The sequence below is a fragment of the Streptomyces sp. NPDC006393 genome (genome assembly GCF_040628575.1).
In the GTDB taxonomy this organism is placed as follows: domain Bacteria; phylum Actinomycetota; class Actinomycetes; order Streptomycetales; family Streptomycetaceae; genus Streptomyces.
This window is the reverse complement of sequence record NZ_JBEXZD010000085.1, coordinates 11,210-37,238: the sequence shown is the minus strand read 5'-3', so window position 1 is coordinate 37,238 and position 26,029 is coordinate 11,210. Positions and strand designations below refer to the sequence as shown.

Below are 26,029 nucleotides of genomic sequence, written 5' to 3'. Positions count from 1 at the left end.
CGTCACCAGGCCGTTCGGGTAGGTGTCCGAGACGACCTTCTGGCTGGTGACCTGGCCCACGCCGTCATAGGTGTAGGTGGTGACCAGGCCGATGGCGTCGGTGGTGGAGGCCACGTCGCCGTTCTTGAAGTACGACACCCGGTTGACCGCGCCGCCGGGGCTGACGGTCTTCACCGGCAGGCCCTTGGGCACCACGCCGCCGTCGGCGGACGGGTAGGCGCTGGTGCCGTCGCTGTACTCGGTCGTGGTGGTGCGGCCGTCCGGGAAGCCGGGCACCGCCGGACCGGTGATCGCGGTCTGGTCGCCCGCCGGGTCGTACGTGTACGACGTCAGGTAGGTGTTGTCGGTGGCGGACGAGGAGCGGCCGTCGCGCTCGGTCAGCAGCTGGTCGTTGCGCGGGTCGGCGGTGGTCAGCTGGGCCGTGGTGTCGTCCGGGTAGTACGTGTAGTACTCGGTGTTGCACTTGTTCGCGGCCTGGTCCTGGCAGGACGTGGAGGACACGATGTTGCCGCGGACGTCGTGGCCGGTCACGGTCATCGCACCGTTGGGGTCGGTGACGGTGTGCTCGAAGCCGGCGGTGTCGTAGCCGAAGCTGGTCTTGTTGCCCAGGCCGTCGGTCTCGGTCAGGGCGCGGTCGCCGTGGTCGACGTCGTAGGTGTACGTCAGCGTCGAGTTGGTCGGCGAGGTGACCTTGACGGTCTCCACCGGCAGCAGACCGGTGGAGTTCTTCGCCGCCTGGAACTGCTCGGTGACGTCCGCGGCGGTCAGCTCGGAGCGGTAGAGGGCCACCTCGGCGAGAGAGCCCTTGAAGTAGGTGGCGTAGCCGGTGTTGTCCGAGGTGTTGTGGTGCGCCTCGTCGGGCCAGTTGCCGCCGAGGTAGCCGGCGCCGACGTAGGTGTACGGCTGGTTCACCATGGACGCCGCGCCGCTCTGGGTGCCCACCAGGGCGCCGTCCAGGTAGAGCGACTGGCTGCTCGCCGAGGTGGACAGCACCACGTGGTGCCACTTGCCGTCGGTGACGGCGGAGGCGGAGGCGAGCGGCTTGGTGGAGCCGCCGGAGAAGTAGTACTCGCCGTACAGCTTGCCGCTGCTGCCGATGTAGAGCACCGGGGTGTACGCGGTCGGCGTGGTGCCGCCCGTCAGCGGGTCCCGGGACGCGGCGAGCAGGACGCCGTTCGCCGTCGAGGTCTTGAACCACATGCTCGCCGTCTCCGCGCCCGAGCCGGGCAGGGAGCCGCCGGGCAGCGCCACCGAGGAGGAGGTGCCGTCGAAGGAGGCGGCCTTGTGGTCGCTGAACGGGCCTGCCCCGCCGAGCGTGACCGCGTTGTACGTGCCGTCGCCGCCGCGCACCTCGTCCAGGGCACTGGCCGCGCCGGCGGCCTCGCCGAGCCGGAAGTACTCGGCGGGCGCACCGCCGAGGACCGCGCCGCGGTAGGTGTCGCTGGACCCGGCGACGGTGGGCGCCCCCAGCTTCCACACGCCGCCGTTCTCGTCGGTGAGCTGGGTCAGCGTGGTGCTGTCCGAGTCGTACGACATCGCCGCGAAGGCCTTGCCGGAGGGCCGGGTGATGGAGCTCAGCAGGCTGGTGCCGTGGGTGCCGTACGTGTACAGCGCGTTGACGTCGGCGGACACCAGCGGGCGGCCGTACCAGGCGACGTCGGCGATGGAGCCGTTGAACCAGGTGGCGTAGCCGTCCGGCTCGGACGCCGAGTAGTGCGGCTCGTCGGGCCAGCTGCCGCCGAGGAAGCCGGTGCCGAGGTAGTTGAACGACTGGTTCTTGCCGAAGGCGGTCGCGCTCTTGATGGAGACGGTGCCGCTGCGCGAGCCGACCTTGACCTTGTCCAGGTACAGCGTCTGGGAGTTGCCCGCGGCGGACAGCACCACGTGGTGCCACTTGCCGTCGGCGACGGACGCGGAGGACACGATCGGGTTGACGCCGCCGCTGTACCAGAACTCCGCGTTCAGCTTGCCGTCGGTGCCGACGTAGATGGACGGGGTGTAGAACCCTGCCGCCTGCCCGGAGCCGATGGGCTGCGAGGCGTACGAGTAGAGCACGCCCGGACCCTGCGAGGTCTTGAACCACAGGGATATCGCGCCGGAGTCGGTGTCGTTGCCGAGGTTCTTGGGCAGCGCGATGTCCGAGGTGGTGCCGTTGAAGGTGGCGGCCTTCGCGGTGGAGCCGGTCAGCGGGCCGGCCGTCTGGCCGAGGGTGACGTTCTCGTACGTGGCGTCGGTGGTGCCCTCGTTGGCGAGGACGGCGTCCTTGGCGGTGGTGCCGCCGGAGGCCTCCGACAGCGGCCAGAAGGTGTGCGGGTCCAGGTCGAGCGCCGCGTTGCGGTAGCCGGAACCGGAGGCGTAGCCGTAGGCGGTGCACTTGGTGGCCGACAGCGGTGAGCAGACCTTGGTCAGCTGGTCGCCGGTGTAGCCGTAGGTCCAGGTCTGGACGGTGTTCGCGTCGCCGGGGGTGACCGGGTCGGTGACGACGGTGGCCACGTGCGCGGCCTGGGCGCCCGAGGGGGTCTGCCAGGTCAGCGACAGGGAGCGGCCGGAGACCGCGGAGGTCATCTTGGTGATGTGGCCGCTGGTCCAGGTGAGGTTCACCGACCGGCCGTTGGCGTCCGTCACCGAGGTCAGGCCGTAGCCACCGGAGCCCAGGGACTGGGTGAAGGTGTAGAGGGTGTCGTCCTTGTCGGTCAGCGTGTAGCCGCCGGTGACCGTCTTGAAGGTGGCGAAGCGTCCGCTGCCGGGTGTGAAGGTGCCGTCGCTGTTCTTGCCGTAGCCGACCTGCGAGCCGTCCGGGTAGGTGACGACGACGCTGGAGACCGCTCCGGAGGCGGTGTACTGCTCGGTGGCCCGGGAGTCGAAGATGCTCGACCAGCCGGCGCCGAAGGCGCCCGTCCAGCGCGGGTCGCGGGAGTTGTAGTCGCGTTCGACGTCCAGGGACGGGCCGACGGTGGAGATCGAGGCGTCGGTGTCGGAGGTGGTGTAGTTGCCGATGGACGCGTCGAAGCCGTGGTCGCTGCTGTTCTGCGACAGCCCGGAGGTGATCACGGGCTGCGGTACCTGCACGGACAGTGAGTACAGGTCGGCCGGGGAGTACAGCTTGGTGGTCGCGTCGTACGCCTGGACGGCCCAGGTGTAGGACTTGCCCCAGGCGAGCTTGCCGACGGGCACGGTCCAGTCGCCGGTGGAGAGCAGGCCGGAGTCGGCGATCTTGGTGGCGCCGGAGGCGTCGAAGACCTGGAACAGGTACTGGTTGCCGCTGCCGCTGGTGGAGTTGGCGCCGCCCGCCCATGCGGTCAGCTCCGGCTGGGTGGTGCCCACGACGGCGTTGTCCTGCGGGAACTGCTCGTACAGCTGCGGCGCGGTGTTGCCGGTGTAGGTGACCTCCAGCCACGGGCCCTTGCCCGGGTCGTTGAAGGAGCCGAACTGCTTCCAGTGCAGGGCGTCGGCGGTGGAGGCGTACACCGCCAGGCCGTGGTCGGCGGTGGTGCCGTTGAACCAGCCCTGGATCGCGGAGGTGGACAGGGGGACGGTCACCCAGTCGCCGACGGTGCGGTCGGCGGCGGTGTTGGCGCACGCGTTCGGCACGCTTGGGGTGGCGTTGCCGATGGTGGAGCCCTTCGAGGGGCCCGGGTAGGAGGTGACGGACTCCGGGGTCCAGGAGCCGGTCACCAGGGCGACGTCGAAACGCTCCGCCGTGCAGGTGGAGGCCCAGGTGTCGAACAGGTGCAGGGTCGCGGAGCTGACGGTGGCGTGGCTTCCGTCCCAGGCGGTGTCCCAGTGGTTGACGAAGCCGATCGCCGAGTGGGTGCCCGAGTCGTAGGAGCCGGCCTTGATGGTCTGCTCGTAGGAGTGGTCGACGTTGTTGCCGGAACCGGACTCGGCGTAGGTGGTGGTCCAGCCGTCGTCCACGGTCGGGTCGATGGTGACCGGGAAGACGCGGTGGGCGTCGTGCAGCCAGCGGCTGTCCAGCGTCACCTTCAGCGCGTAGCCGTCCTTGGAGTGGACCAGCTCGGAGGTGACGTGGTGGGTGGTGACCGGCTCGCCGGAGCGGCGGTCGACGTTCGAGTCGTAGGCGTAGGCCGGAGGGATGCGCTCGACGGTCTTGCCCGACCCGTCCCGCAGGTCGATCCAGCCGTCTCTGTGCTGGACGGGGGTGAGGCCCTTGAGGGTGAGGGGGAAGGTCCAGGTGTTGCCGGCGTCCGCGGAGTGCAGGACGACCGACTCCTTCACACCGGTGGCGGTGGGCGTCACCTTCAGATCGGTGGCGTCGAGGACGCCCCCGTAGGTGACGGTGGAGCCGTGCGCGGTGCCCTTGACGGGGGCCGCGCCCTTGAGCGAGTAGGCGACGCGGTGACGGGAGTCGGCAGCCAGGGAGGCGAGGGCGGAGTCGGTGGCCTTGACGGCGAAGTCGACCGCGACGGAGTTGGCCTTCTCGTGCCAGCGGCCGTCCGGCCCGGCCCGCACGTCCACGTCGATCGGAGCCCAGCGGCCCTTCTTGACCTGGTAGTTGACCGGTGTCGGCGATATCCGGCGGGTGGTGGAGCCGTCGGCGTTGTCGTAGACCGTCTCGTTGCGCGTGGACTTGGCGGCGTCGCGCTTGCTGGTCTTGGCGTTGAAGGCGCCGCCGCCGCTGCGGCCCTGCGTGACGGCCGGCTTGTGCGGGTGGTAGGCGGACAGCTCGCCGCGGCCCTTGCCGGGGGCGTGGCCCGCGCCGCGGTGGGCGGCGGTGGTGTCGGCGGAGACGTGGTGCCGGTGCCCGGCGGCCGTGCCGGACTGCTGGTGCGGCAACCTGCCCCAGTGCGGATCGGTGAACCAGGAGGCGATCGAGGCGAGACTCATGCTCGGCAGCTCGATGCGGCCCAGTTCCAGGCCCTCGGCGAGGGCCTGATCCGTCGTCAGCATCAGTGCGAGCGCGGTGAGCGCCACCACGGCGACGGAGCGCCGCGCACGGTGGGCGCGGCGTACGGGCCCCCCGGTGCGCGAGGAACGCGCGGGGCGCGGGCGGCGCGGGCGGCGGCTGAGCGGCCACAGAGGCACGGCTTCGACTCCAGCGGTCAAGAACGACATAGAAACGCGCCGATCTTGTCTGCTGTGAACATCCTGTGGACAGACTCAAAAGGTGATCTTGTGCAGCTCTTGACCGCCTCTTACTCAACCTGACCGATTTACCGCTGGGTGCCCCTTTGCGACTTGTGAACGCCTTTGCCTCGTCATCATGCACGGAGCATCGAATCTTCATCTGACGGTGACTCATGCGGAGACGCCGGCATGCCGTCCGGCCGGCGTCAGGGCCACGGGCAAGGGGGCTCGGCAGGTGATGGCAGAAAGGCATGAGGGCCCGTCATGGACTGACGGGCCCTCATGCCGCGTGGAGACCGGTTCTCAGGACTGTCAGAAGAAGGTCTTGTCCCAGTCGCCGGAAATCAGCGCCCGCATGGATTCCACGAACCCGTTGCCGACACGCTGCATTCCCGCGTCTCCAGCGAGGAAGACATCCCCATCAGGTGCAATCAACACCACTTCTTCGGTGGCGAAAGCAGAGCCGACGGGAACCAGCGGACGCTGCACCTTCTTCGAGTAGATGCGAATGTTCCCCGGGTAGAAGGACAACGCTTCTTCGGCGTCGATGATCACTTCCACCTCCATTCCGCGATACAGCCACGCGATGGAGCATTCGCGGTACTCCGCGAGGAAGGCGCCCAGTTCCGGCCCCACCGGGTACCCCGCCTCCTCGTAGAGGCGTGACACCTGCTCGAGGGAGGCCGTACCGACGTCCACCCGCGTCGCGCCGGGGAACGCGTCCCGCAACCTCTCGCGGCGCGCGTTCTCGTCGGACCCACTCATCCGGTCAACACCTTTCTGACTGCACCCGGAACCCACGTCTGGCAGTTGGGGCACATCTTGAATTTCTTGCCCTTCTGATTCAGCGTGATGATATCCAGGTTCTCCAGAGAGGCTCCGTCGTTCAGGGCGTTGGTGCACATACGTGCCTCAGCGCACACACCCGGCGGCCGGCCGTTGGGGAGCTGTGATTCCCCCGGGAGTCGCGACGTCACATCCGGGTGAAGCCCGGTCTCGGGCCCGCTCTCACCGTAGTACGTCTTTCCGGTGGTCCGGTCCCGTCCGACGCTGAAGGCGCCCGGAAGGACGTCGTCGTCGCCAAGGCTCGCCTTGACCTGCTCGATCCGCGCTCTGCCCAACTTGGTCAGCTCGGACTGGAGATCGGCCTCCTCGCAGTTGTGCACGAGGACCGGCGTGGTTCCGGCCAGCACGTGATAGGTGTGCAGGTCCTCGACGCTGAGGTCGTACGTGACGCGCTGCGCCGTGTACGACGTGACCTTGACGATCCGGGTCGTGGCCCCGTCACCGTTCTGGAGCTTCTCGCCCGCCTCGAGGTCACCGGCCGGGGTCCAGGCGTTCCGGGTCGCCTCGTAGAACTGGTGGTGCTCGGTGGTCTGGATCGTCTCCGGACCCGACTTCGTGGCCACGACGACATCGACGTAGTCACGGTCGGTCTTGGTGACGATCACTTCCTTGACCCGGTGCTTCTCCTTCTCCTTCTTGCCGGGCTCGGCCGTGAGGACCCAGTCCCCGGCCTTGACCTCGGAGATCGGCTTGACCGCGCCGTTGGCCATCAGCACACCGGTCAGACCGGTGAAGCTGTGCGGAACCCGGATCCGGCAGCTGGGGCCGGAGGGCGCCTCGTCCGGCTCCGGCCGGGACTTGCCCTTCGGACCGAACCTGCTGGCCGCCGCACCGAAGACACCGCCGGTGACGGCACCCACGGCCGACGCCTTGGCCGCGCCGGAGACGCTGCACCCTTCCTCGCTCGTGGCGCAGGAGACGCCGTAGCCGACCGCGCCCTCCGCGGCGCCGCCGGCGGCGCCCATGGCCGCCCCCTGGAGCACCTTGCCGCCGACACCGGCGAGCAGGCGACCCACCGCGCCGGAGGCCGCACCGCCGACCGCGCCACCGAGAGCACCGGTGACACCGCCGATGGCGACCGCACCGAGGAAGCCGCCGACGGACTTGGGTCCGTCGCTCATCATGTAGCCGACGCCGTTGGCCGCGGCGCCCGCGAGGGCCGCGCAGCCGATCGCACCGGCACCGGCCGTGGCGGCCGTACAGCCCGCGAAGACCACGACACCGACCGCCACCGAGGCGATGGTCGCGGCGTGCTGCTTCACGAAGTGGGCTGTGGCCTTGGCGGCCTTCTTGACGCCTCTGCCGATCTTCTTGACGGCCTTCTTGGCCGCCTTGACCGCCTTGGCCACCCCGTGTTTGACCGCCTTGGCGACCTTGCGGACGGTCTTCTTGACGTGCTGGACGACCTTGTGGACGTACCTCTTTACTCGTTTGTAGGTCCGTTTGACGTATCTCTTGACCTTCTTGACGCTGTCATGCACATAGTGCACGGCCTTCCGGACCACCCGGCGGGCCTTGCGGACCACCTTCTTGGCCGCCTTCTTGATCTTCTTGGCGGCCTTGCGGACGGCCTTCGCGGCCTTCTTGACGGTGTGCTTGGTCTTCTTCCAGGCCGACTTGGCCGCCTTCTTGACCTTCTTGGTGACCTTCTTGACGGCCTTCTTGATGAAGCCGAACCAGTGACCCGTCGGGTCGGTGCCCGTCATCGGGTTGTCGTTGGCGTACGCGTACTGGTTGGCGTTCACCGAGTCCGGCAGCGGCTCGTTGCTCACCGTGTCACGGCTGTTGAACTGCCCGGTCTGCGGCGAGTACCAGCGCGCGGCCATGTTGACCTTGGCCGTCTGCGGGTCGGTCCACCCGGACTGGTAGCCCAGGTTGCCCACCATGCCGGACGAGGACGACGTCTTGCCGAACGGCGTGTACGTCGCCGAGCCGGTCAGCGCCTCGGAGGAGTCGGTGAACTGGGCCACGACGTCGTCGTGGACGTCCGTCAGAGCCAGGGCCGACGACGCACCCGTCTTCACGCCCAGCAGGGAGCCGTCGGCGTCGCGGCTGTAGGACGCGTAACCGTCCGAGGCCACGTCGTTGCCGACACCGCTGTACTTGAAGCCGAAGACGTCGGCGCCCGTGCCGTCCCTGGCGGACAGGACCCGGTCCAGACCGTCGTAGGTGTACGTCCGGTCACCCTCGTTGATCACCCGGTTGAAGGCGTCGGCCTTGAGCAGGGTCTGCGTCCCGCCCTCGTCCGTGATCGTCTTCAGCGTGCCGCGCGCGGTGTACGTGTACGCGTTGTGCCCGTCCGACGTGAGCCGGTTGCGGGCGTCGTACGTGTACGTGTCGCCGCCGACGCGGGTGCGGTTGCCCGAGGCGTCGTAGCCGTAGACCTCCGTCGTCGTGCCGTTGTTCCACGACGTGAGGCGGTTCGACCAGTCGTAGGTGTACGTGTTCGACGAGGCGCCGCTGACCCCTGTCGTCGTCTTCGACGTCATGTTGTCGTTCTCGTCCCATCCGTACCCGATGGAGGCGAGAACCTTGCCGGTGGACGAGGTCAGCTTGTCGTTGGTGATGCGCTCCAAGGAGTCGTAGGAGAACTCGCGCTTCGACTTGCCGGTGCCGTAGTCGATCTGCTTGACGTTGTTGTCGACGTCGTAGGTGTAGGTCAGCGCGGAACCGGTGGCGCCGTCGTCGACCGTCTTCAGCCGGCCGGCCGTGTCGTACCCGTAGGTCGTCGTGCCGGAGGCGTCCGTGCGGGAGGTCATCGCCCCGTCGCCGTTGTAGGCGAAGGAGGAAGAGCCCGACGGGCCGGACGTCGACAGGAGCAGGCCGCGGTCGTCGTAGCTGAAGGTGTTCAGGTCGGTGCCCGCACCCGCGACGGCCGTGATGTTGTCGTCCGAGTCGTACGCGTAGGTGTGGTCGACCGTGGCGGCCTCCGCACCCGTGCCCGACATCTTCGTCAGGCGGTTCTTGGCGTCGTACTCGTTCGTGACGACCACACCGCCCGGCGAACGGAGCTCCCTGACCCGGCCGTTGGCGTCGTACACCGTGGTGAAGGTGCGGTCCGCCAGGTCGGGGGTGGCCGGAGTGGACGGCTCGATCTGAGACTCGGGCAGCCCCCAGGTGTTGTAGGTGGTGATGAACGGGTTGCCACGGCCGTCGGTGAAGCGGGTCCGGTTGCCGGCCGCGTCATAGCCGTAGGTCGTGGTGATCGACTCGGTCGCCGAGACCGGCTCCACCGCCTTGGTGACCAGGCCCGTCGGGTCCACGGTGAACGAGTTCGTGTGGCCGCGGTAGTCGGTCACCGACAGGGCGTTGCCTGCCCGGTCGTACGTGGCACTGCTGGTGCGCAGCACATTGCCGAGGGCATCCAGATCCTGGGTGGTGACCAGGCGTCCGAACCCGTCGTAGGTGTTCTTGGTGCTGGTGCCGTCCGGGTCCTTGGCGACCAGGACGTCGCCGTCCATGGTGTACGTGTACGACGACACGTTGCCCGCGGGGTCGGTCACCTCGGTGACGTCGCCGAGGGCGTTGTACTTGTACGACGTGGTCACACCCGTCGGGCTGATCTGCCGGGACAGGTCGCCGCCGGGGGCGTTGTACTCGTTGATCGCCGTGTAGGCCCGCTGCGCCGGCTGACGGACGATGTCCGTACTGGTCAGCTCGTTGCCGAGGTAGTCCCAGGTGGACTCCTCACGGGCGCCGTTCGGTCGGGTCGTCGACAGCAGGTCGCCGTTGGCGTCGTAGACGTACGTGGACTTGCCGCCGCCGGGTTCCGTGACCGAGGCCACGTCGCCGAGCTGTGTGTACGTGTACGTCGTCCGGTTGCCCAGCGGGTCGACCTCGGCCGTGACCTGTCCGAGGTCGTTGTACTCGTTCCAGGACGTGGCCGTGATCGGCGTCGACGACCCCGGCGGGGTGTAGTCCGGCAGCTTCGTCGAGGTCTCCTGGCCCTCGGCGTCGTAGGCGGTGACGGTGACGTTGCCGAGCGGGTCGGAGGTCTCGGTCTGCTCGCCGAAGGTGTTGTACCCGATCATCGAGACCGGACGGATGGCCGTCGCCGTGCCGCCGTTCGTCTCGGCGTTCACCACCGGCTCGGTGACGCTGGTCTGCTGACCGGCCTCGTCGTATCCGTAGTCGGTCGTGTTGCCGTTCGCCTCGGTGATGGACAGCGGCAGGCCACGCTGGTCCAGCTTGTACGTGGCGGTGTGCACAGAGCTGCCGGCCGCGGGGAGCGTGCCGTTGTAGACGGACGTCACCTGCGAACCGGTCAGGGCCTCGCCGTAGACCTGGACGTCGTCGAGACCGCCCTTGTGGTTGCCGCCGTGGCTGCTGCCCGCCTGGTGCCGGCCGAGCTGCAGCGGTCCGTTGGCGCTCCACGGGGTGGTGTAGGCCGTCTCCGAGGCGAGCGCGCCGTTGACGTACAGCCGGATCTCGGCCGCCGCGGCGTCGTAGACACCCACGAGGTGGGTCCAGGTGTTCGCCGTGACCGCCGCCGAACCCGACGTGGCCCGTACCAGGGTGGCACTCGTACTGTCCGTGGCCCGGCGGGCGAAGGTCCAGCCACCGCTGCCCGTCGAGTAGTACAGGACGAAGCCGTAGATCTGGTCGCCGTCCTGGGAGACCAGCGTGTGGTTGACCGACGTGTCGGTGAGCTTCGCCCACACGGACACGGTGAAGCTGCCGGCCGTGTTGACCACCGGCCCGTCCGTCTGCGCGTAGGAGTCGGCGTCACCGTCGAACACGGCGCTGCCGCCGTGGTCGGTGTTCCAGTGCATGCCCGTGCCGTGCGTGCCGGTGCGGTTGCCGCCGGAGGAGTCGCCGACCGGGTAGCCGGTCGTCTCGTCGAGCTTGTAGCGGGCCACCGGAGCGGTGGTCCCGTCGTGCTCGACGGCCCCCTTCACGTTGCCCAGGTTGTCGTACAGCGTGTCGGTGGTGTCGACGTCACCCGTCGACGGATCGCTCTCCGTCTCGCTGACGACATTGTCGTCCGGGTCGTAGGACACCTTGGTGGTCCGGTTGACCCCGGTCGGGTCGAGTACCGACGACGTGACGCGGTCGTCCGCGTCCACCGCGAAGGTGTTCGTGGTGCGGCCGTCGTTGGTCACCTGCTTGATCAGGTTCCCGGCCATGTCGTAGGTGTTGGACTCCTCGACGAACTGCTTGCCGTTCGCCGGGTCCTTGCGGGTGACGGAGGCCGTCAGGCCGTCGTCGGTGTAGGTGTACGCCGTCACCCAGCCCATGGCGTCCGTGACGGACGCGAGGCGGCCGGCCGGGTCGTAGGCCCGGGACTCCTGCACCAGCGTGGTCGGCGCCGACGGGTTGTTCGGGTCGCCGGTGTGGTTGAGCAGGTTGGTCGTGAGCGGACGGCCCTCGCCGTCGAAGGTGTAGGTGTTGACGTTCCCCGCGGGGTCGGTCTCCTTCACCTTGTTGCCGTAGACGTCGTACTCGAACGACGTGGTGTCGCCGCCCGGGTCCGTGCGCGTGGCGACACGGTCGTAGGCGTCGTACGTCATCGACGTCGTCCGCGAGGCGTCACCGCCGGTGAGGTCGGCGACGGTCTGCGAGGTGACGTCGCCGTCGTGGTCGTAGACGGTGGTCGTCCTCGCCTGGTGCACCGCGCCGGTGACGCGGTTGGTGACCGCCGGGGCGGTCTCCGAGGTCACCTGGTCGTCCTTGTCGTACGTCCAGGTGGTGGTCAGGCCGTTCGGCTGGGAGTCGGATATCTCCTTCTGCGAGACCTTCCGGCCCAGGTTGTCGTACGTGTACGTCACCTCGGCGCCGTTGGCGTCCGTGACCGAGGCCAGGTCGCCGTTGGCGTAGTAGACGTTCTTCGTCTTCTTGCCGCCCGGCGTGGTGACCGTGTCCACCAGGCCCGCGGGGGCCACCGCCGTACCACCCTCGGCCGCGGGGGTCGTGGACGTGGTGTAGGTGGTGGCGGCGGTGCGGCCGTCGGGGTGGCCGGGCACCGGCGGGGTGGTCACCGACAGCAGGTTGCCGCCGGTGTCGTAGGTGTAGCTGGTCAGGTACGTGTTGTCCGTCGCGGACGCCGAACGCGCGTCCCGCTCGGTCATGAGCAGGTCGTTGCGCGGGTCCATCGGCGGGAACGCGGTCGTCGCGTCCGGGTAGTACGTGTAGTACTCCGTGGCGCACTTGTTCGCCGCCGTGTCCTGGCAGTCGGTCTGCGAGACCGTGTTGCCGCGCACGTCGTGACCGGTGATGCCGCGGTTGCCGTTGGCGTCCGTCACGGTGTGCAGGAAGCCGCCCGTGTCGTAACCGTACGTCGTCCGCTTGCCCCCGGTGTCGATCGCGGCGAGCAGACGGTCACCCATCTCCGCGTCGTACACGTACGTCAGCGTCTTGTTCGTCGGGTCGGTCAGCTTGACCGTCTTGACCGGAGCGACGCCGGAGGACGCCTTGTACGCCGACCAGTGCCGTTCGATCTCGTCCTCGTCGAGGGCGTGGTCGTAGGCCGCGACCTCGGCGATGGAGCCGGTGAAGAAACTGACGTCGGCCGGGGTCTGGTACCAGCCCTTGGCATACCCCGCGCCGACGAAGGTGCGGGTGTTGGACTGGTCGTTGGCCGCGCCGGTGAAGTCGGCGACCTTGACACCGTCGAGGTACATCGTCTGGGTCGTGCCCGAGACCGACAGGGCGGCGTGGTGCCACTGGTTGTCGGTCACCGTGTTCGTGGTGCCGAAGGCGGTGGTGCCGGACCCGGCGACCGTGTACCAGTGGCCGTGCAGCTTGTTGTCGGCGCCCACGTACAGCAGTGGGTTCCAGCCGCCCGCCGGGGTGGTGCCGGTCGGGGCCTGGTACTGGTCGGACAGGATCACACCCGGCTTGGCCGTCCTGAACCACAGTTCGACCGCGCGGTCGGCGGAGGAGTGTCCCGGCTGGTACGGGATCTCCGCGTACGACGACGTGCCGTTGAAGGACGCCGCGGTCACGTCACCCGTGCCGAACGGACCCGCCACACCCTGTGTGACGGTGTTGTACGTGCCGAAACCGGTGTGGATCTCGTTGGCGGCCTGCGCGGCCCCGTTCGTGTCGGCCAGCCGCCAGTAGCCGGCCGGGGCGGAGCCCATCACGGCGGAGCGGTAGACCTGCGAGGAACCGGTGACGGTCGGCGGGTTGAGTTTCCACGTGCCGCCGTCGCCGTCCGTGGCCTGCGTGACCAGGTCGTCGGTGGGGCCGTAGGCGATCGACGCCTGCGTCTTGCCGCCCGGCGTGGTGATCTTGCTGAGCAGACCGGCGGACCGCTTGGCGGCCTGGTACTGCGCGGTGATCACCGACGGGTCGAGCGGCTCCGAGTAGACGGCGACCTCGGCCATCTGACCGGTGTAGTGCCCGAGCTGGTCGTTCGGGTTCATCGCCGGCCAGCCCTGGGTGTTCACACCCGCGCCGAGCGAGATGTACGGCTGGTTCCAGTCGTTGATGGTGCCCGACAGGGAGCCCTGTGCGACGCCGTCCAGGTAGAGCGTCTGGCCGGTGGCCTGGCCGGTGAGGACCGCGTTGTGCCACTGGCCGTCGGTGACGGTCGCCGACGAGACGATGTTCGGGCTGCAGCTCGGGGACATCGCCAGGCAGCCACGCAGCTTGCCGTCCGTGCCGACGTACACCGCGGGGGTGTTCTTCGTCGTGTTGTTGACCGGGTCGGCGTCGCTCAGCGGCTTGTCGCCGTAGTAGAAGAGCACGCCGCCGGCCGTGGTCGTCCTGAACCACAGCGAGACCGTCGTGTACGACGGCGTCGCGCCCGGCGCGGACGGCATCTCCACGTAGGAGGTGGTGCCGTTGAAGGTGGCCGTGGTCTGCGTCGAGCCCGCGAGGACCGGCGAGCTGCCCAGGGTCACGTTGTGGTACAGGCCGTTGTAGCGGCCCTGGTTCAGGTCGACGGTGTCCTTGGCGACGGTCGCCCCGGCGGCCTCGCCGAGCCGCCAGTACGCGTACGGGTCGGCGTCCAGCACCGTGGTGCGGTAGTGGTTGCCGGTGACGTAGGAGTACGACGTGCAGTGCGACCAGTCCGCCGGCGGGCAGACCTTGGTCAGCTGGTCGCCGCTGTAGCTGTACTGCCACGTCTGCGCGGTGTCGAAGTCACCCGCGGTGGACGGGTCGGTGGCCACCGTGGCGACGTGCGCGGTGGTGGCGCCCGCAGGGGTCTGCCACGACAGCGTCAGCGAGCGCTTCGACGTCTCGTTGGCGATCTTCGTGAGCTGCTTGGACGTGTTGTACGTGAACGTCTCGGTGCGGCCCGCGTAGTCCTTGATGCCGGAGATGGCGTAGGTGCCGGCCTTCGCGGTCGCCTGCTTGAAGGCGTACTCCGTGAAGTCCTTGTCCGTCAGCGTGTAGCCGCCGGTCACCGGCTGCAGCCGCGCGTAGCGGCCCAGCGGGGGCTGGAACGTTCCGTCGCTGTTGCGGCCGAAGGCGACCTGCTCACCGCCCGGGTAGGTGACGATGACGCTGGTGACGGCACCGGACGGGTCCTTCACCTCGGCGGCCTTCATGTCGACGACCGTCGACCAGCCGGCGCCGAAGGCGCTGTCGATGCGCGGGTCGATGCTGTTGTACGACCGCTCGATCTCCAGCGAGGGGCCGACCACCTCGACGTCCGCGTCGCTGTCCTCGGTGGTGTAGTTCGCCTCGGACGGGTCGAACTCGTGGCCGTCGGTGTTCTGGGCCAGGCCCGAGGTCACCGGCGGCTGCGGCACCGCGGTGGTGAAGCGGCTGGAGTAGGCCACCTCCTCGTAGCCGTCGGTCACACCCACGTACCAGACGTAGTTCTTCGACCACTTCAGCTTGCCCGCGGGGATCTTCCAGCTGCTCTTGGTGAGGTTGCCGGAGGTGACCACCGGGGTGGTGCTGGTGGAGTCGGCGTCGTACACCTCGAAGCTGTAGGTCAGGCTCGCGTTCGGCCACTTGTCGGCGTCGCTCGCGTAGACCAGCAGCTCCGGCTGGAGGGTGTTGGCCTGGAAGTTCTCCGGCGGGTACTGGGCGTTGACCTGCGGCGCGGTGTTCGGCGCGTAGGTCAGGTCCAGCGAGGGCCGCCAGGCGGCGGTGGCCGAGTCGTCGGAGTGGAACTTCTTCCAGTGCAGCATGTCACCGGTCGGCGCGGCCATGGCCAGGCCGTAGTCGGCGCCGCCGGTGGCGACCTGGGTGAACCACGAGGTCGACAGGGTCACCGGCATCTTCACGCCGACGTCGGCGCTGCCGGAGCTGTTGGTGCAGGAGGCGCCGGGGCTCGGCGTGGCGGTGCCGATGGCGGCGCCGTACGACGGTCCGGGGTAGGTGGTCGTCGTCGACGGCGACCACGACTTGGTCACCGGGTACACCGAGAACGACTCGGGGGTGCAGGTCGAGGACCACAGCGCCCACACGTTCAGGGTGGCGGCGGACACCTTCTTGCCGGCGAGGGTCGTCCCCAGGTTGGAGAACTGCAGGAACGAGTTGGCCTTGGTGGTGCCGCTGTCGTACGAACCGACCTTGATCTGCGTCTCGGCGGAACGGTTGGCGGCGTAGTCGGTCTGGACGTACGTCGCCTCGCTCGCGAGGACCGTCGTCGGGTCGACGGTGACCGGGTAGACCCGCTTCGGGTCGTCCAGCCAGGCCCGGTCGGCGGTCATCCGCAGCGCCGGCTCGCCGTCCACGGTGGTCAGCTCGTAGGAGACCTTCGCGGAGCGCGCGCCCTCACCGGAGCGCCGGTCCGTGTCGGCGTCCTCCATGTAGGCGTGCGGGACGGTGGCGGCGACCTTGCCGTCGGCACCCACGAACTCCACGTCGCCGTTCTCGGCCACGCGCGGGTCCAGGCCCTTGGTGTCCAGCTTGAAGACCCAGGAGTTGGCGGCGTCCGGCGAGCGCAGGACGACGTTCTCCTTGAAGCCGTCGGCGATCGGGACGAACTGGACGTCGGTGTCGGGCAGCACGCCGTTGTAGACGACGGTGCCGTGGGCACCCTTGGTCGCGGCCACCTTGGCCGCGCCGTTCAGCTCGTAGGCCAAGGCCCGGCCGGAGCCGAGACCGACGGAGGCCAGCTCGTCGTCGGCCGCGTTCGGGGCGAAGTCGACGTCGAGCGAGTTGGCCTTCTGCTCGAAGCGGCCCTCCCCGTCCTTGACGAGGGTGGTGTCGATCGGCTGCCAGCTGCCGTCGGCCGCCTTGAAGTTGGTGCGGCCGGAGTAGTGCCGGATCGTCGTCGAGCCGTCCTCGTTGACGTAGTAGTCCGAGGTCTCCGTCGACTTCTTCGCGTCCCGCTTGCCGGTGGCCGGGTCGAAGCTCTTGCCCGTGCCCCTGGCCGGGCCGGTCCTGGCCTGCTCCGGCTTGTCCACGGGGCGCTTGTAGGCGCCGAGTTCACCCTTGCCCCTGCCGGGCGCGCGGCCGACACCGCGGTCGGCGTCGGTGGCGTCGGCGGAGGCGTGGTGGCTCTTGCCGCGGGCGGTGCCGCCCTCCTGGTCCGGGGTGTCCGGTGAGTCGGGCTCGCTCACCCACTCCCACAGGCCCGACAGGGACAACTCAGGCATTCTGGGCGCCGAGAGAGTGGCGCCGGTGGCCTCTGCCGTCTCCGTGGAGAGCATGAACGACAGGGACACAAGAACGGAAAGTGCGGTAGCCCTCGCTCTGCGCCGTCCGGAACCACCCGGAGGATACAAGCGAGGGCCGCGCACCCAGCGAACACGCACGGGCAAGCCTTTACTTGGGAAGGGTCAAAAGAAGCCCAGGAAGCTTGCCTCAGCGCTCACATAAGTTCTACATAAGATCACAGTCGTTAGTTGATCTTTATCGGAGACGGGGCGTCATCTGCGGCTTTGTCATGCCTTGACCATGCGCACGGCTTGCCGGACGTCTTCCGCGATCGTGTCCTTCAGCTTCACATCCGGCTTCGCCACGGCGATGTTGCCGGCCGCGGACGTCTCGCCGCCGACCACGACGAAACGCACCTGCGGGTGCTTCCCGGCGTCTGCCCGCGCGACCTCGACCTGGGCGTCGCCGACGGCCAGCAGGATCTCGCACTGACGCTGCATCAGGCTGTTGAAGAACGGCCGGACGTTGTCCGCCGTCTGCGGCCCCATGACCGGCACGTAGGTGACCCGGGCCCGGGTGTCCAGGGACGCCTCCCGCATCCCCTGCCACACGGTGGCGGCGGTCGTGCCCGCCACGATGCCCTTCTCGCCGGTCAGCAGACAGGCGTCGATCTCGGTGTACTGCCGGGCCCGCGGGTCGGGCGGGCCGCTCTCCTCACCGCCGAAGAGCCGCACACCCACCAGCGCGAGGGCGACGGCCGCCACCACGCCGGCCACGGCCCGGCCCCGGCGGCCCCGCAGCGCGACGGCCACCACGGCCGTCACCCTGGCGACGGGCACTCTGCTCCAGAGGCTGCCGCCCTTGCCCTTCTTGTCGCGCTCGCTCCGGCGCCAGGTACGCCGAACCTTCATCGCGACGGCCTCACGATGCGGGTCCGCGACCCGGCCGCGCCAACGGCGTCCACGTCGTGCTTCACGGCGGTGTACCTCTGCTCTCGGGATGTGCGTACGTATGCGCGCATGCGGAAGCGACGCCGTAGGGTACATGCCCGCCCAGGCGGTGGTGGTGCGGGGGCGCGCTCAGGTGCCCCCGGGGACGCGGTCGCGGGGCGGGGACTGCGCGGGCGGCCTCTCGGTCGCGCTCAGCCCGCGCATTGGCGAAGCATCATGCTCTTGTCCGCGGGCGTCACCGGCAGCTCGTACTTCCGTGACACCTGGGCGAAGCGCACGCTGTACGCGCACCGGATGCCCTTGCTCGGCGGGAGCCAGGTCGCCGGGCCGGAGTCGCCCTTGGCGGAGTTGGCGGGGCCGTCCACGGGGAGGAGGTTGAGCGGGTCGTTGGCTATCTGCTCGCGCTTGTCCTTCGTCCAGTGCGCGGCGCCCATCTGCCAGTCGTAGGACAGCGGCATGACGTGGTCGATCTGGACGGTGGCCGCGTGCGACTTGGTCCACTGGATCGTGCGGCCCGTGTACGGGTCGTGCAGGCTCATCGAGACGATCACACAGGTGGAACCCTTGCGGAAGCGCACATCCTGGCCGTCGCGTTTCAGCAGGTCGTTGCGGGTGTCACAGCCGTTGCGCGCCCACGGGACGCCGTCCGCCGTGTCCATCCACGCGTAGCCGAACCTGTCCCGGTCGTAGCCGGTCTTCGGGCCGCGCCCCTTCGTCGACAGCGACTCGATGAGCGCGCGGGCCGCGGCCCTGTCGGCCTCGCCCGTCAGGGGCGCCAGGCCCGGCTTCGTGCCGTCGGGGTTCTTCAGCGGGCTGACAAAGTGCCCGTCCGACGCCGGGGCGGGCGCTGCGCTCCCCGTCGGCGAACCGCCGCTGTTCGCGCCGCCGTCGCAGCCGGAGACCAGTGCCACGGCGGCGCACACCGCCAGGCCGCCGGCCCGCAGCAGCGGGCCGGCCCCGCCACGGTGCCGCGCGGACCCGTTCGCGCGTCCCTGCGTACCCCGGCGCACCTCTGCGCGCATGAGCCCTCCCCTTGCTGTGCGGCCCCACCCTTGTGTGCCGGGCCTGTCCTTCCCGTGCCCACCGTAATCGGGAAGATGTGCGGCTCAGATGGGGCGCGAAGAGGCAAACGGCGCGGACGGGGCGTATAGGCGGCGTCCTGCCCTGTGCCGGGACGGGCTACGAGCCCAGCACCGACGCCAGGAACTCACCGACCCAGCCCAGCAGTTCGCGGCCGATGAGCGGCTTACCGCCGACCTTCGCCGTCTTCGGGCGGGGGACCAGGACCTGGTGCACGGCCGGCTTGATGACCGTGCCCGGGTACAGGCGCTTGAGGCGCAGTTCCTGGGACTCGCGCAAGTCCACCGGGGCGAAGCGGATGTTGTTGCCCTGGAGGACGATCTCGCCCACCCCGCAGGCACGGGCGAGCATGCGCAGCCCGGCCACCAGGAGGAGGTTCTCGACCGGTTCGGGCAGCTTGCCGTAGCGGTCGGTGAGTTCCTCGCGGACGGCCTTGATGTCCTCCTCGGAGTTGGCGGAGGCGATCGAGCGGTAGGCCTGGAGGCGCAGGCGCTCACCGGGCGCGTAGTCGTGCGGGACGTGCGCGTCGACCGGCAGCTCGATCTTGACCTCCAGCGGCGCCTCCTCCTCGATCTCGCCGGTCTCCAGCTGGCGGCGGTAGTCCGCGACCGCCTCGCCGACCATGCGGACGTACAGGTCGAAGCCGACGCCCGCGATGTGGCCGGACTGCTCGCCGCCGAGCAGGTTTCCGGCGCCGCGGATCTCCAGGTCCTTCATCGCCACGTACATGCCCGCACCCATCTCCGTGTGCTGGGCGATGGTGGCGAGCCGCTCGTGGGCGGTCTCCGTCAGCGGCTTCTCCGGCGGGTAGAGGAAGTAGGCGTAGCCGCGCTCGCGGCCACGGCCGACCCGGCCGCGCAGCTGGTGCAGCTGGGAGAGGCCGAAGTTGTCGCCGCGCTCCACGATCAGCGTGTTGGCGTTGGAGATGTCGATGCCCGACTCGACGATGGTCGTGGAGACCAGCACGTCGAACTTCTTCTCCCAGAAGTCGACCACGACCTGCTCCAGGGCCGACTCCGACATCTGGCCGTGCGCCGTCGCGATCCGGGCCTCCGGCACGATCTCGCGCAGCCGCGCCGCCGCCCGGTCGATGGTCTCCACCCGGTTGTGGATGTAGAAGACCTGGCCCTCGCGCAGCAGCTCGCGGCGGATCGCCGCGCCGATCTGCTTCTCCTCGTACGGCCCGACGAAGGTCAGCACCGGGTGGCGCTCCTCCGGCGGGGTGGTGATCGTGGACATCTCGCGGATGCCCGTCACCGCCATCTCCAGGGTGCGCGGGATCGGGGTCGCGGACATCGTCAGCACGTCGACGTTGGCGCGCAGCTTCTTCAGCTGCTCCTTGTGCTCGACGCCGAAGCGCTGCTCCTCGTCGACGATGACCAGGCCCAGGTCCTTGAACTTCGTCTCGGAGGAGAACAGGCGGTGGGTGCCGATGACGACGTCCACCGAGCCCTCGCGCAGGCCCTCCAGGACCGCCTTCGCCTCGGTGTCGGTCTGGAAGCGGGAGAGCGCCTTCACGGTCACCGGGAACTGCGAGTAGCGCTCGCTGAACGTGCCGAAGTGCTGCTGCACCAGCAGCGTCGTCGGGACCAGCACCGCGACCTGCTTGCCGTCCTGGACGGCCTTGAAGGCGGCGCGGACCGCGATCTCCGTCTTGCCGTAGCCGACGTCGCCGCAGATCAGGCGGTCCATGGGGACCGACTTCTCCATGTCCTCCTTGACCTCGGCGATGGTGGTGAGCTGGTCGGGGGTCTCCGCGTACGGGAAGGCGTCCTCCAGCTCGCGCTGCCAGGGCGTGTCGGCGCCGAAGGTGTGGCCGGGGGCGGCCATCCGGGCCGAGTACAGCTTGATCAGGTCGGCGGCGATCTCCTTGACCGCCTTCTTCGCCCGCGCCTTGGTCTTGGTCCAGTCGGCGCCGCCGAGCCGGTGCAGGGTGGGCGCCTCGCCGCCGACGTACTTGGTGATCTGCTCCAGCTGGTCGGTGGGGATGTAGAGGCGGTCGCCGGGCTGGCCGCGCTTGGCGGGCGCGTACTCCACCACGAGGTACTCGCGGGTGGCGCCCTGCACGGTGCGCTGCGCCATCTCGATGTAGCGGCCCACGCCGTGCTGCTCGTGGACGATGTAGTCGCCCGCCTCCAGGGTCAGCGGGTCGATGGTCTTGCGGCGGCGGGCCGGCATCCGGGCGCCGTCCCGGGTGGCCGTGCGCTGCCCGGACAGGTCGGTCTCGGTGAGCACGGCCAGCTTCAGCGCGGGGTCGACGAAGCCGTGGTCGATGCAGCCGCACGCCACGTGCACCACCGACGGGGACGGCTCCCCGAGGTCGGCGTCCAGGCGGGCCGCGATGCCCTCTCCGCCCAGCACCTCGACGGTGCGGGTGGCCGGGCCGTGCCCCTCGGTGACGTAGACGGTGCGCCAGCCGTCGGCCAGCCAGCCCTTGGTGTCGGCGAGCGCCCGCGCGGTGTCGCCCCGGTACGTCTCCGGCGCGTGCATGCCCAGCTTGAGGGTGTCCCCGCCGCCGGCACCGATCCCGTCACCGGCTCCGTCGTACGCCGTCTCGTCGGCGGCGAACGGGGAGACGGACCACCACATCATGTCCAGTTCGCGGGCCCGGTCCCGGACGTCCGCGATCGACCACAGAGAGGCCGCGCCGACGTCGATCGGCGCCTCCCCTCCGCCGGCGCTGGCCGCCCAGGACGCCTGGAGGAACTCCTGGGAGGTCGCCACCAGGTCCGCGGCGCGGGTGCGCACCCGCTCCGGGTCGCACACCACGGCCATCGAGCCCTTGGGCAGCACGTCCAGGAGCAGCTCCATGTCGTCGACGAGGACCGGGGCGAGGGACTCCATGCCCTCCACGGCGATGCCCTCGGCGATCTTGCCGAGCAGCTCGCCGAGCTCCGGGTGCTGCTCGGCCAGGGCACGCGCACGCGCCCGTACGTCCCCGGTGAGCAGCAGCTCGCGGCAGGGCGGGGCCCACAGGCCGTGCTCGGCGACTTCGAGGGAGCGCTGGTCGGCGACCTTGAAGTAGCGGATCTCCTCGACGTCGTCGCCCCAGAACTCGATGCGCAGCGGGTGTTCCTCGGTGGGCGGGAACACATCGAGGATGCCGCCGCGCACGGCGAACTCGCCGCGCTTCTCCACCAGCTCCACGCGCGCGTACGCGGCGGCGGCGAGGGCTTCGACGACGTCGTTCAGATCGGCGGTCCGGCCGGTTCTCAGGGCGACGGGTTCGAGGTCTCCGAGGCCCTTGACCTGCGGCTGGAGCACCGAGCGGATCGGTGCGACGACGACGGAGACCGGGCCGGTCTCGGGGTCGTCGGGGCTCGGGTGGGCCAGCCGGCGCAGCACGGCGAGCCTGCGGCCCACGGTGTCGCTGCGCGGGCTGAGCCGCTCGTGCGGAAGCGTCTCCCAGGAGGGGTACTCGACGACGCCCTCCGGGGGCAGCAGGGAGCGCAGCGCCGCGGCCAGGTCCTCGGCCTCGCGGCCGGTCGCCGTCACCGCGAGGACGGGGCGGGCGGCCTCGCGCGCCAGGGCGGCGATCGCGAAGGGGCGGGCGGCGGGCGGGCCGACGAGGTCGACGTGCATGCGGTTGCCGTCCGCGGCCGCGGTGATCGCTTCCGCGAGGGCGGGGTCCTTGACGACGGCGTCGAGCAGACCGTGCAGGCTCATGGAGGGGGCTTCCGTCCGGAGGTGGGCAACACGAAGGGCCCGACTCGGGTGCGGGCCGGGGTTCCTTCAGCGTACGACGCCGGGAGCGGGACCGGTGGGGCTGTGGATAACGGCCCGGCCGTCGAACGGGTGTCCGGTACGGGTCGCGTGCCGCCGAGTGGTTTTCGCGCCTGCCGCCCCTTCCTGTCGTTTCCGTTCCCCTTCCCTGGGGGCTGCCTCCCCCGGAGGGGGCGCCCCCGGACGGGCCGAACGAACGAGCCCGGTGTGGAGAAGTCCTGTGACTTCTCCACACCGGGCTTCCCCGTGACCCCCGTGCACGAAGGTCTCGTCGCGGCCGCTGGGGGGCGTCTCGCCCCCTAGTCCGTCGCGATCGCGTTCAGCACGTTCATCCGGCCCGCCCGGAACGCCGGGATCAGGGCGGCGAACAGGCCCACGAAGGCCGAGCCGATGAAGACGCCGGTGATCGTCGGCCAGGGGATGTCCAGGACCTTCAGGCCCTCCAGGGCGAGGAGCTTCTGGGCGGTCGCGCCCCAGCCCATGCCCAGGCCCAGGCCGAGCAGCGCGCCGAAGAGGGCGATGACCACCGACTCCAGGCGGATCATGCGGCGCAGCTGGCGGCGGGACAGGCCGATCGCCCGCATGAGGCCGATCTCCCGGGTCCGCTCGACCACCGACAGGGCCAGGGTGTTCACCACACCCAGCACCGCGACGATGATCGCCAGGGCGAGCAGGCCGTAGATCATGTTCAGCAGCTGGCCGATCTGGTCCTTCAGCGCCTTCTTGTAGTCGGTCTGGTCGCGCACGGTGTACTGCGGGTAGTCGTGCAGCGCGGACTTCAGGGCCTTGTAGGCGGTGGCCTCCTGCCCGTCCTTGGCGGTGGCGAAGAGCAGCTCGTCGAGCGGCATGTCGGCGGCGGGCACGTACTTGGCGACCGTGGCGATGGAGGCGTACATGGCGCCCTTGTCGATGACGGCCTCGTCGCTGGTGATCGCGCGGACCGTCAGCTTCGCCGTGCGGCCGTCCTTGAAGTCGACCGCGACCGTGGAGCCGATCGTGAGGCCGTGCTTCTTGGCGAAGCCCTCGAAGACGGACATCGAGTCCGGCCGGTAGGCGTCGGAGAGCGTGCCGGCGACGGTCTTGGTGCGCAGGTCCTCGGCGTACGTCGGGTCGGCCGCGTTGATCGTCTCGCTCTTGGAGACCTGGCCGTCCGGGGTGGTCAGCCGCGCGTCCAGGATCTTGTACTCGGTGACGCGCTCCAGGCCCGGGGTGTCCTTCACGGCCTTGACCGCCTGCGGGGTGATGACCTGGCCGTTGTCGTCCTGGATGATGAAGTCCGTGCCGACGGTCTTGTCGAGCTGGTCGGTGGCGGAGGCCACCATGGAGGAGCCGACCACCGACAGACAGGCCACCAGGGCCAGGCCGATCATCAGCGCGGCGCCGGTGGCGCCGGTGCGGCGCGGGTTGCGCAGCGCGTTGCGCTCGGCCATCCGCCCGACGGGTCCGAAGACCCGCAGCAGGATCGCGCTGAGCACGCGGACCACACCGCCCGCGAGCAGCGGGCCGATGACGACGAAGCCGATCAGGCTCAGCACCACGCCGAGACCCAGCCAGCCCGAGCCGGCCTTGGCCTTGTCGGCGGTGGCGGCGACGTACAGGCTCGCGCCGCCGGCGCCGGTGAGGACCAGGCCGATCAGGGCGCGGACGACGCCCGCCTTGGCGGTGGCGGGGGCGCCCACGTCACGCAGGGCGGCCATCGGGGAGACCTTGCCGGCGCGGCGCGCGGGCAGGTAGGCGGCGAGGACGGTGACGACCACACCGAGGACCAGGCCGATCACCGGGGTCGTCCAGGCGATCGTCAGGTCGTCGGTGGACAGGTGCATGCCCATCTGGCCCATGAGCTTCATCAGGCCCACGGCGATGCCGACGCCCGCCCCGACACCGAGCACGGACCCGGTCACGCCCAGCAGCAGCGCCTCCACCAGCACGGACCGGTTGACCTGCTTGCGGGAGGAGCCGATGGCGCGCATCAGGCCGATCTCCCGGGTGCGCTGGGCGACCAGCATCGAGAAGGTGTTGATGATCAGGAAGATGCCGACGAGGAAGGCGATCCCGGCGAAGCCGAGCATCGCGTACTTCATCACGTTCAGGAAGCTCTCGACGTCCTTCTGGTTGGCGTCGGCGGTCTCCTTGGCGGTCTGCACCTTGTAGCCGTGGCCGAGTTCGGCGACCACGCTCTTCTTCAGCTGGGCGTCGGTGACGCCCTGGGCCGCGGTGACGTTGACGTTCGTGTACACGCCGGTCCGCCCGACCAGGGACTGCTGGGCGGTCTTCGTGTCCAGGTAGAAGATCGCCGCGCCGGGGTTGGTGACGGTGAAGGCGGCGATGCCGGACACGTGCGCCCGGTGGGTGCCGACCGCCGTGATCACGCCGATCTCGTCGCCCAGCTTCAGGTGGTGCTTCTTGGCGGTGTCCGCGTCGACCATGATCTGGTCCGGGCCCTTGGGCGCCGTACCGGAGGTGATCTTCATGGTGCGGGCGTCGTTGGCGTTCCAGCTGCCCACGATGGTCGGGGCGCCGCTGGACGGCGACAGCTTGTCCTTGTCGGCGTCGACGACGGTGACCGTGGTGGAGGCCACGGTTCCCTCGGCCGCCTCCACGCCCTGGACCTGGCGCACCTTGCCGAGCACGGAGGCCGGCATGACCGGCGGCTTGCCGGTGCCGGAGGTGGTCTCACCGCTGTCGGAGGCGCCCTTGGCGGCGACCGTCACGTCCGAGGACGTCACCTGGAACAGCTTGTCGAAGGTGGTGTTCATCGTGTCGGTGAACACCAGCGTGCCGCACACGAACGCCACCGACAGCAGCACCGCCACCGCCGACAGCGCCATGCGGCCCTTGTGCGCGAAGAAGTTGCGCAGGGAGGTCTTCAGGACGGTCATGACGTACGTCCCCGGGCGTCGAAGTCCTTCATGCGGTCCAGGACCTGATCGGCCGTCGGCTGGTGCATCTCGTCGACGATCCGGCCGTCGGCGAGGTACAGCACCCGGTCCGCGTAGGAGGCGGCCACCGGGTCGTGGGTGACCATCACGATCGTCTGGCCGAGCTCGTCGACCGAGCGGCGCAGGAAGCCGAGGACCTCGGCGCCCGCCCGGGAGTCCAGGTTCCCGGTCGGCTCGTCACCGAAGATGATCTCGGGGCGGGCGGCGAGCGCGCGGGCCACGGCGACCCGCTGCTGCTGACCGCCGGAGAGCTGGTTGGGGCGGTGCTTGAGCCGCCCGGCCAGGCCGACGGTCTCCACCACCCGGTCCAGCCACGCCCGGTCCGGCTTCCGGCCGGCGATGTCCATGGGCAGGGTGATGTTCTCGATCGCGTTCAGCGTGGGCAGCAGGTTGAACGCCTGGAAGATGAAGCCGATCCGGTCCCGGCGCAGCTGGGTGAGCTTCTTGTCCTTCAGGCCGGTGATCTCTGTCTCGTCCAGGTAGATCTGACCGCTCGTCACGGTGTCGAGCCCGGCCAGGCAGTGCATCAGCGTGGACTTGCCGGACCCGGAGGGGCCCATGATCGCGGTGAACTGGCCGCGGGCGATGTCCACGTCGACGTGGTCGAGGGCGACGACCCGGGTCTCCCCGGCCCCGTAGGCCTTCACGACCTGCCGCGCCCGCGCGGCAACGGCCGTAGTCCCTCCAGTACCCCCGTGCCTGGGAATGGTCACAGCCGATGTCACGGTAAGTCTCCTATGTCGGTCAGCGGTTGGTCGTGCCCGTCGCCCGTCGGTCGAGCGCGGTGCTGCGGTACACCCATGAGTCTGGTCGGCGGGGGGCTCCGGCGCGCTGGTGCCGGGCCCCGTCTTCTGCGGGGGAAAACCCCACCCCCGCTGGTGCGGTGCGCCGCCGACCGGC

At 69.7% G+C, this 26,029-nt stretch carries 8 protein-coding genes; all 8 read right to left on the bottom strand.

The genetic code is table 11. The annotated features are described in order from the left end of the window. The coding region (locus ABZ484_RS28105; protein WP_358868719.1) for a LamG-like jellyroll fold domain-containing protein at positions 1 to 5,043 on the bottom strand (5,043 nt) is incomplete at its 3' end. Between the two features lie 354 nt (positions 5,044 to 5,397). Next, on the bottom strand, positions 5,398 to 5,850 hold the full coding sequence (locus ABZ484_RS28100) for an SUKH-3 domain-containing protein (protein ID WP_358868718.1): 453 nt from the start codon (positions 5,848 to 5,850) through the stop codon (positions 5,398 to 5,400). Beyond that, positions 5,847 to 16,436 (bottom strand): LamG-like jellyroll fold domain-containing protein, encoded by a 10,590-nt coding sequence (locus ABZ484_RS28095; protein WP_358868717.1) that lies wholly within the window; start codon positions 16,434 to 16,436, stop codon positions 5,847 to 5,849. Before ABZ484_RS28095 ends, ABZ484_RS28100 begins: the two co-directional genes overlap by 4 nt. Positions 16,437 to 16,724: 288 nt before the next feature. Then, positions 16,725 to 17,348 carry a BMP family ABC transporter substrate-binding protein gene (locus ABZ484_RS28090; RefSeq protein ID WP_358868716.1) on the bottom strand — a complete coding sequence of 208 codons (624 nt, stop codon included), beginning with the start codon at positions 17,346 to 17,348 and terminating at the stop codon, positions 16,725 to 16,727. 230 nt (positions 17,349 to 17,578) lie between these two features. Beyond that, entirely contained in the window at positions 17,579 to 18,409 is an 831-nt protein-coding gene (locus tag ABZ484_RS28085; RefSeq protein ID WP_358868715.1) for an HNH endonuclease family protein, read from the bottom strand. Positions 18,410 to 18,566: 157 nt separating this feature from the next. Beyond that, on the bottom strand, positions 18,567 to 22,133 hold the full coding sequence (gene mfd / locus ABZ484_RS28080) for a transcription-repair coupling factor (RefSeq protein ID WP_358868714.1): 3,567 nt from the start codon (positions 22,131 to 22,133) through the stop codon (positions 18,567 to 18,569). A 356-nt stretch (positions 22,134 to 22,489) separates the two neighbouring features. Continuing rightward, on the bottom strand, positions 22,490 to 25,069 hold the full coding sequence (locus ABZ484_RS28075; RefSeq protein ID WP_358868713.1) for an FtsX-like permease family protein: 2,580 nt from the start codon (positions 25,067 to 25,069) through the stop codon (positions 22,490 to 22,492). Next, positions 25,066 to 25,854, bottom strand: coding sequence for an ABC transporter ATP-binding protein (locus tag ABZ484_RS28070; RefSeq protein WP_030164036.1), 789 nt, complete (start codon positions 25,852 to 25,854; stop codon positions 25,066 to 25,068). The genes ABZ484_RS28075 and ABZ484_RS28070 overlap by 4 nt, the downstream gene beginning before the upstream one ends. Positions 25,855 to 26,029: the final 175 nt, after the last annotated feature.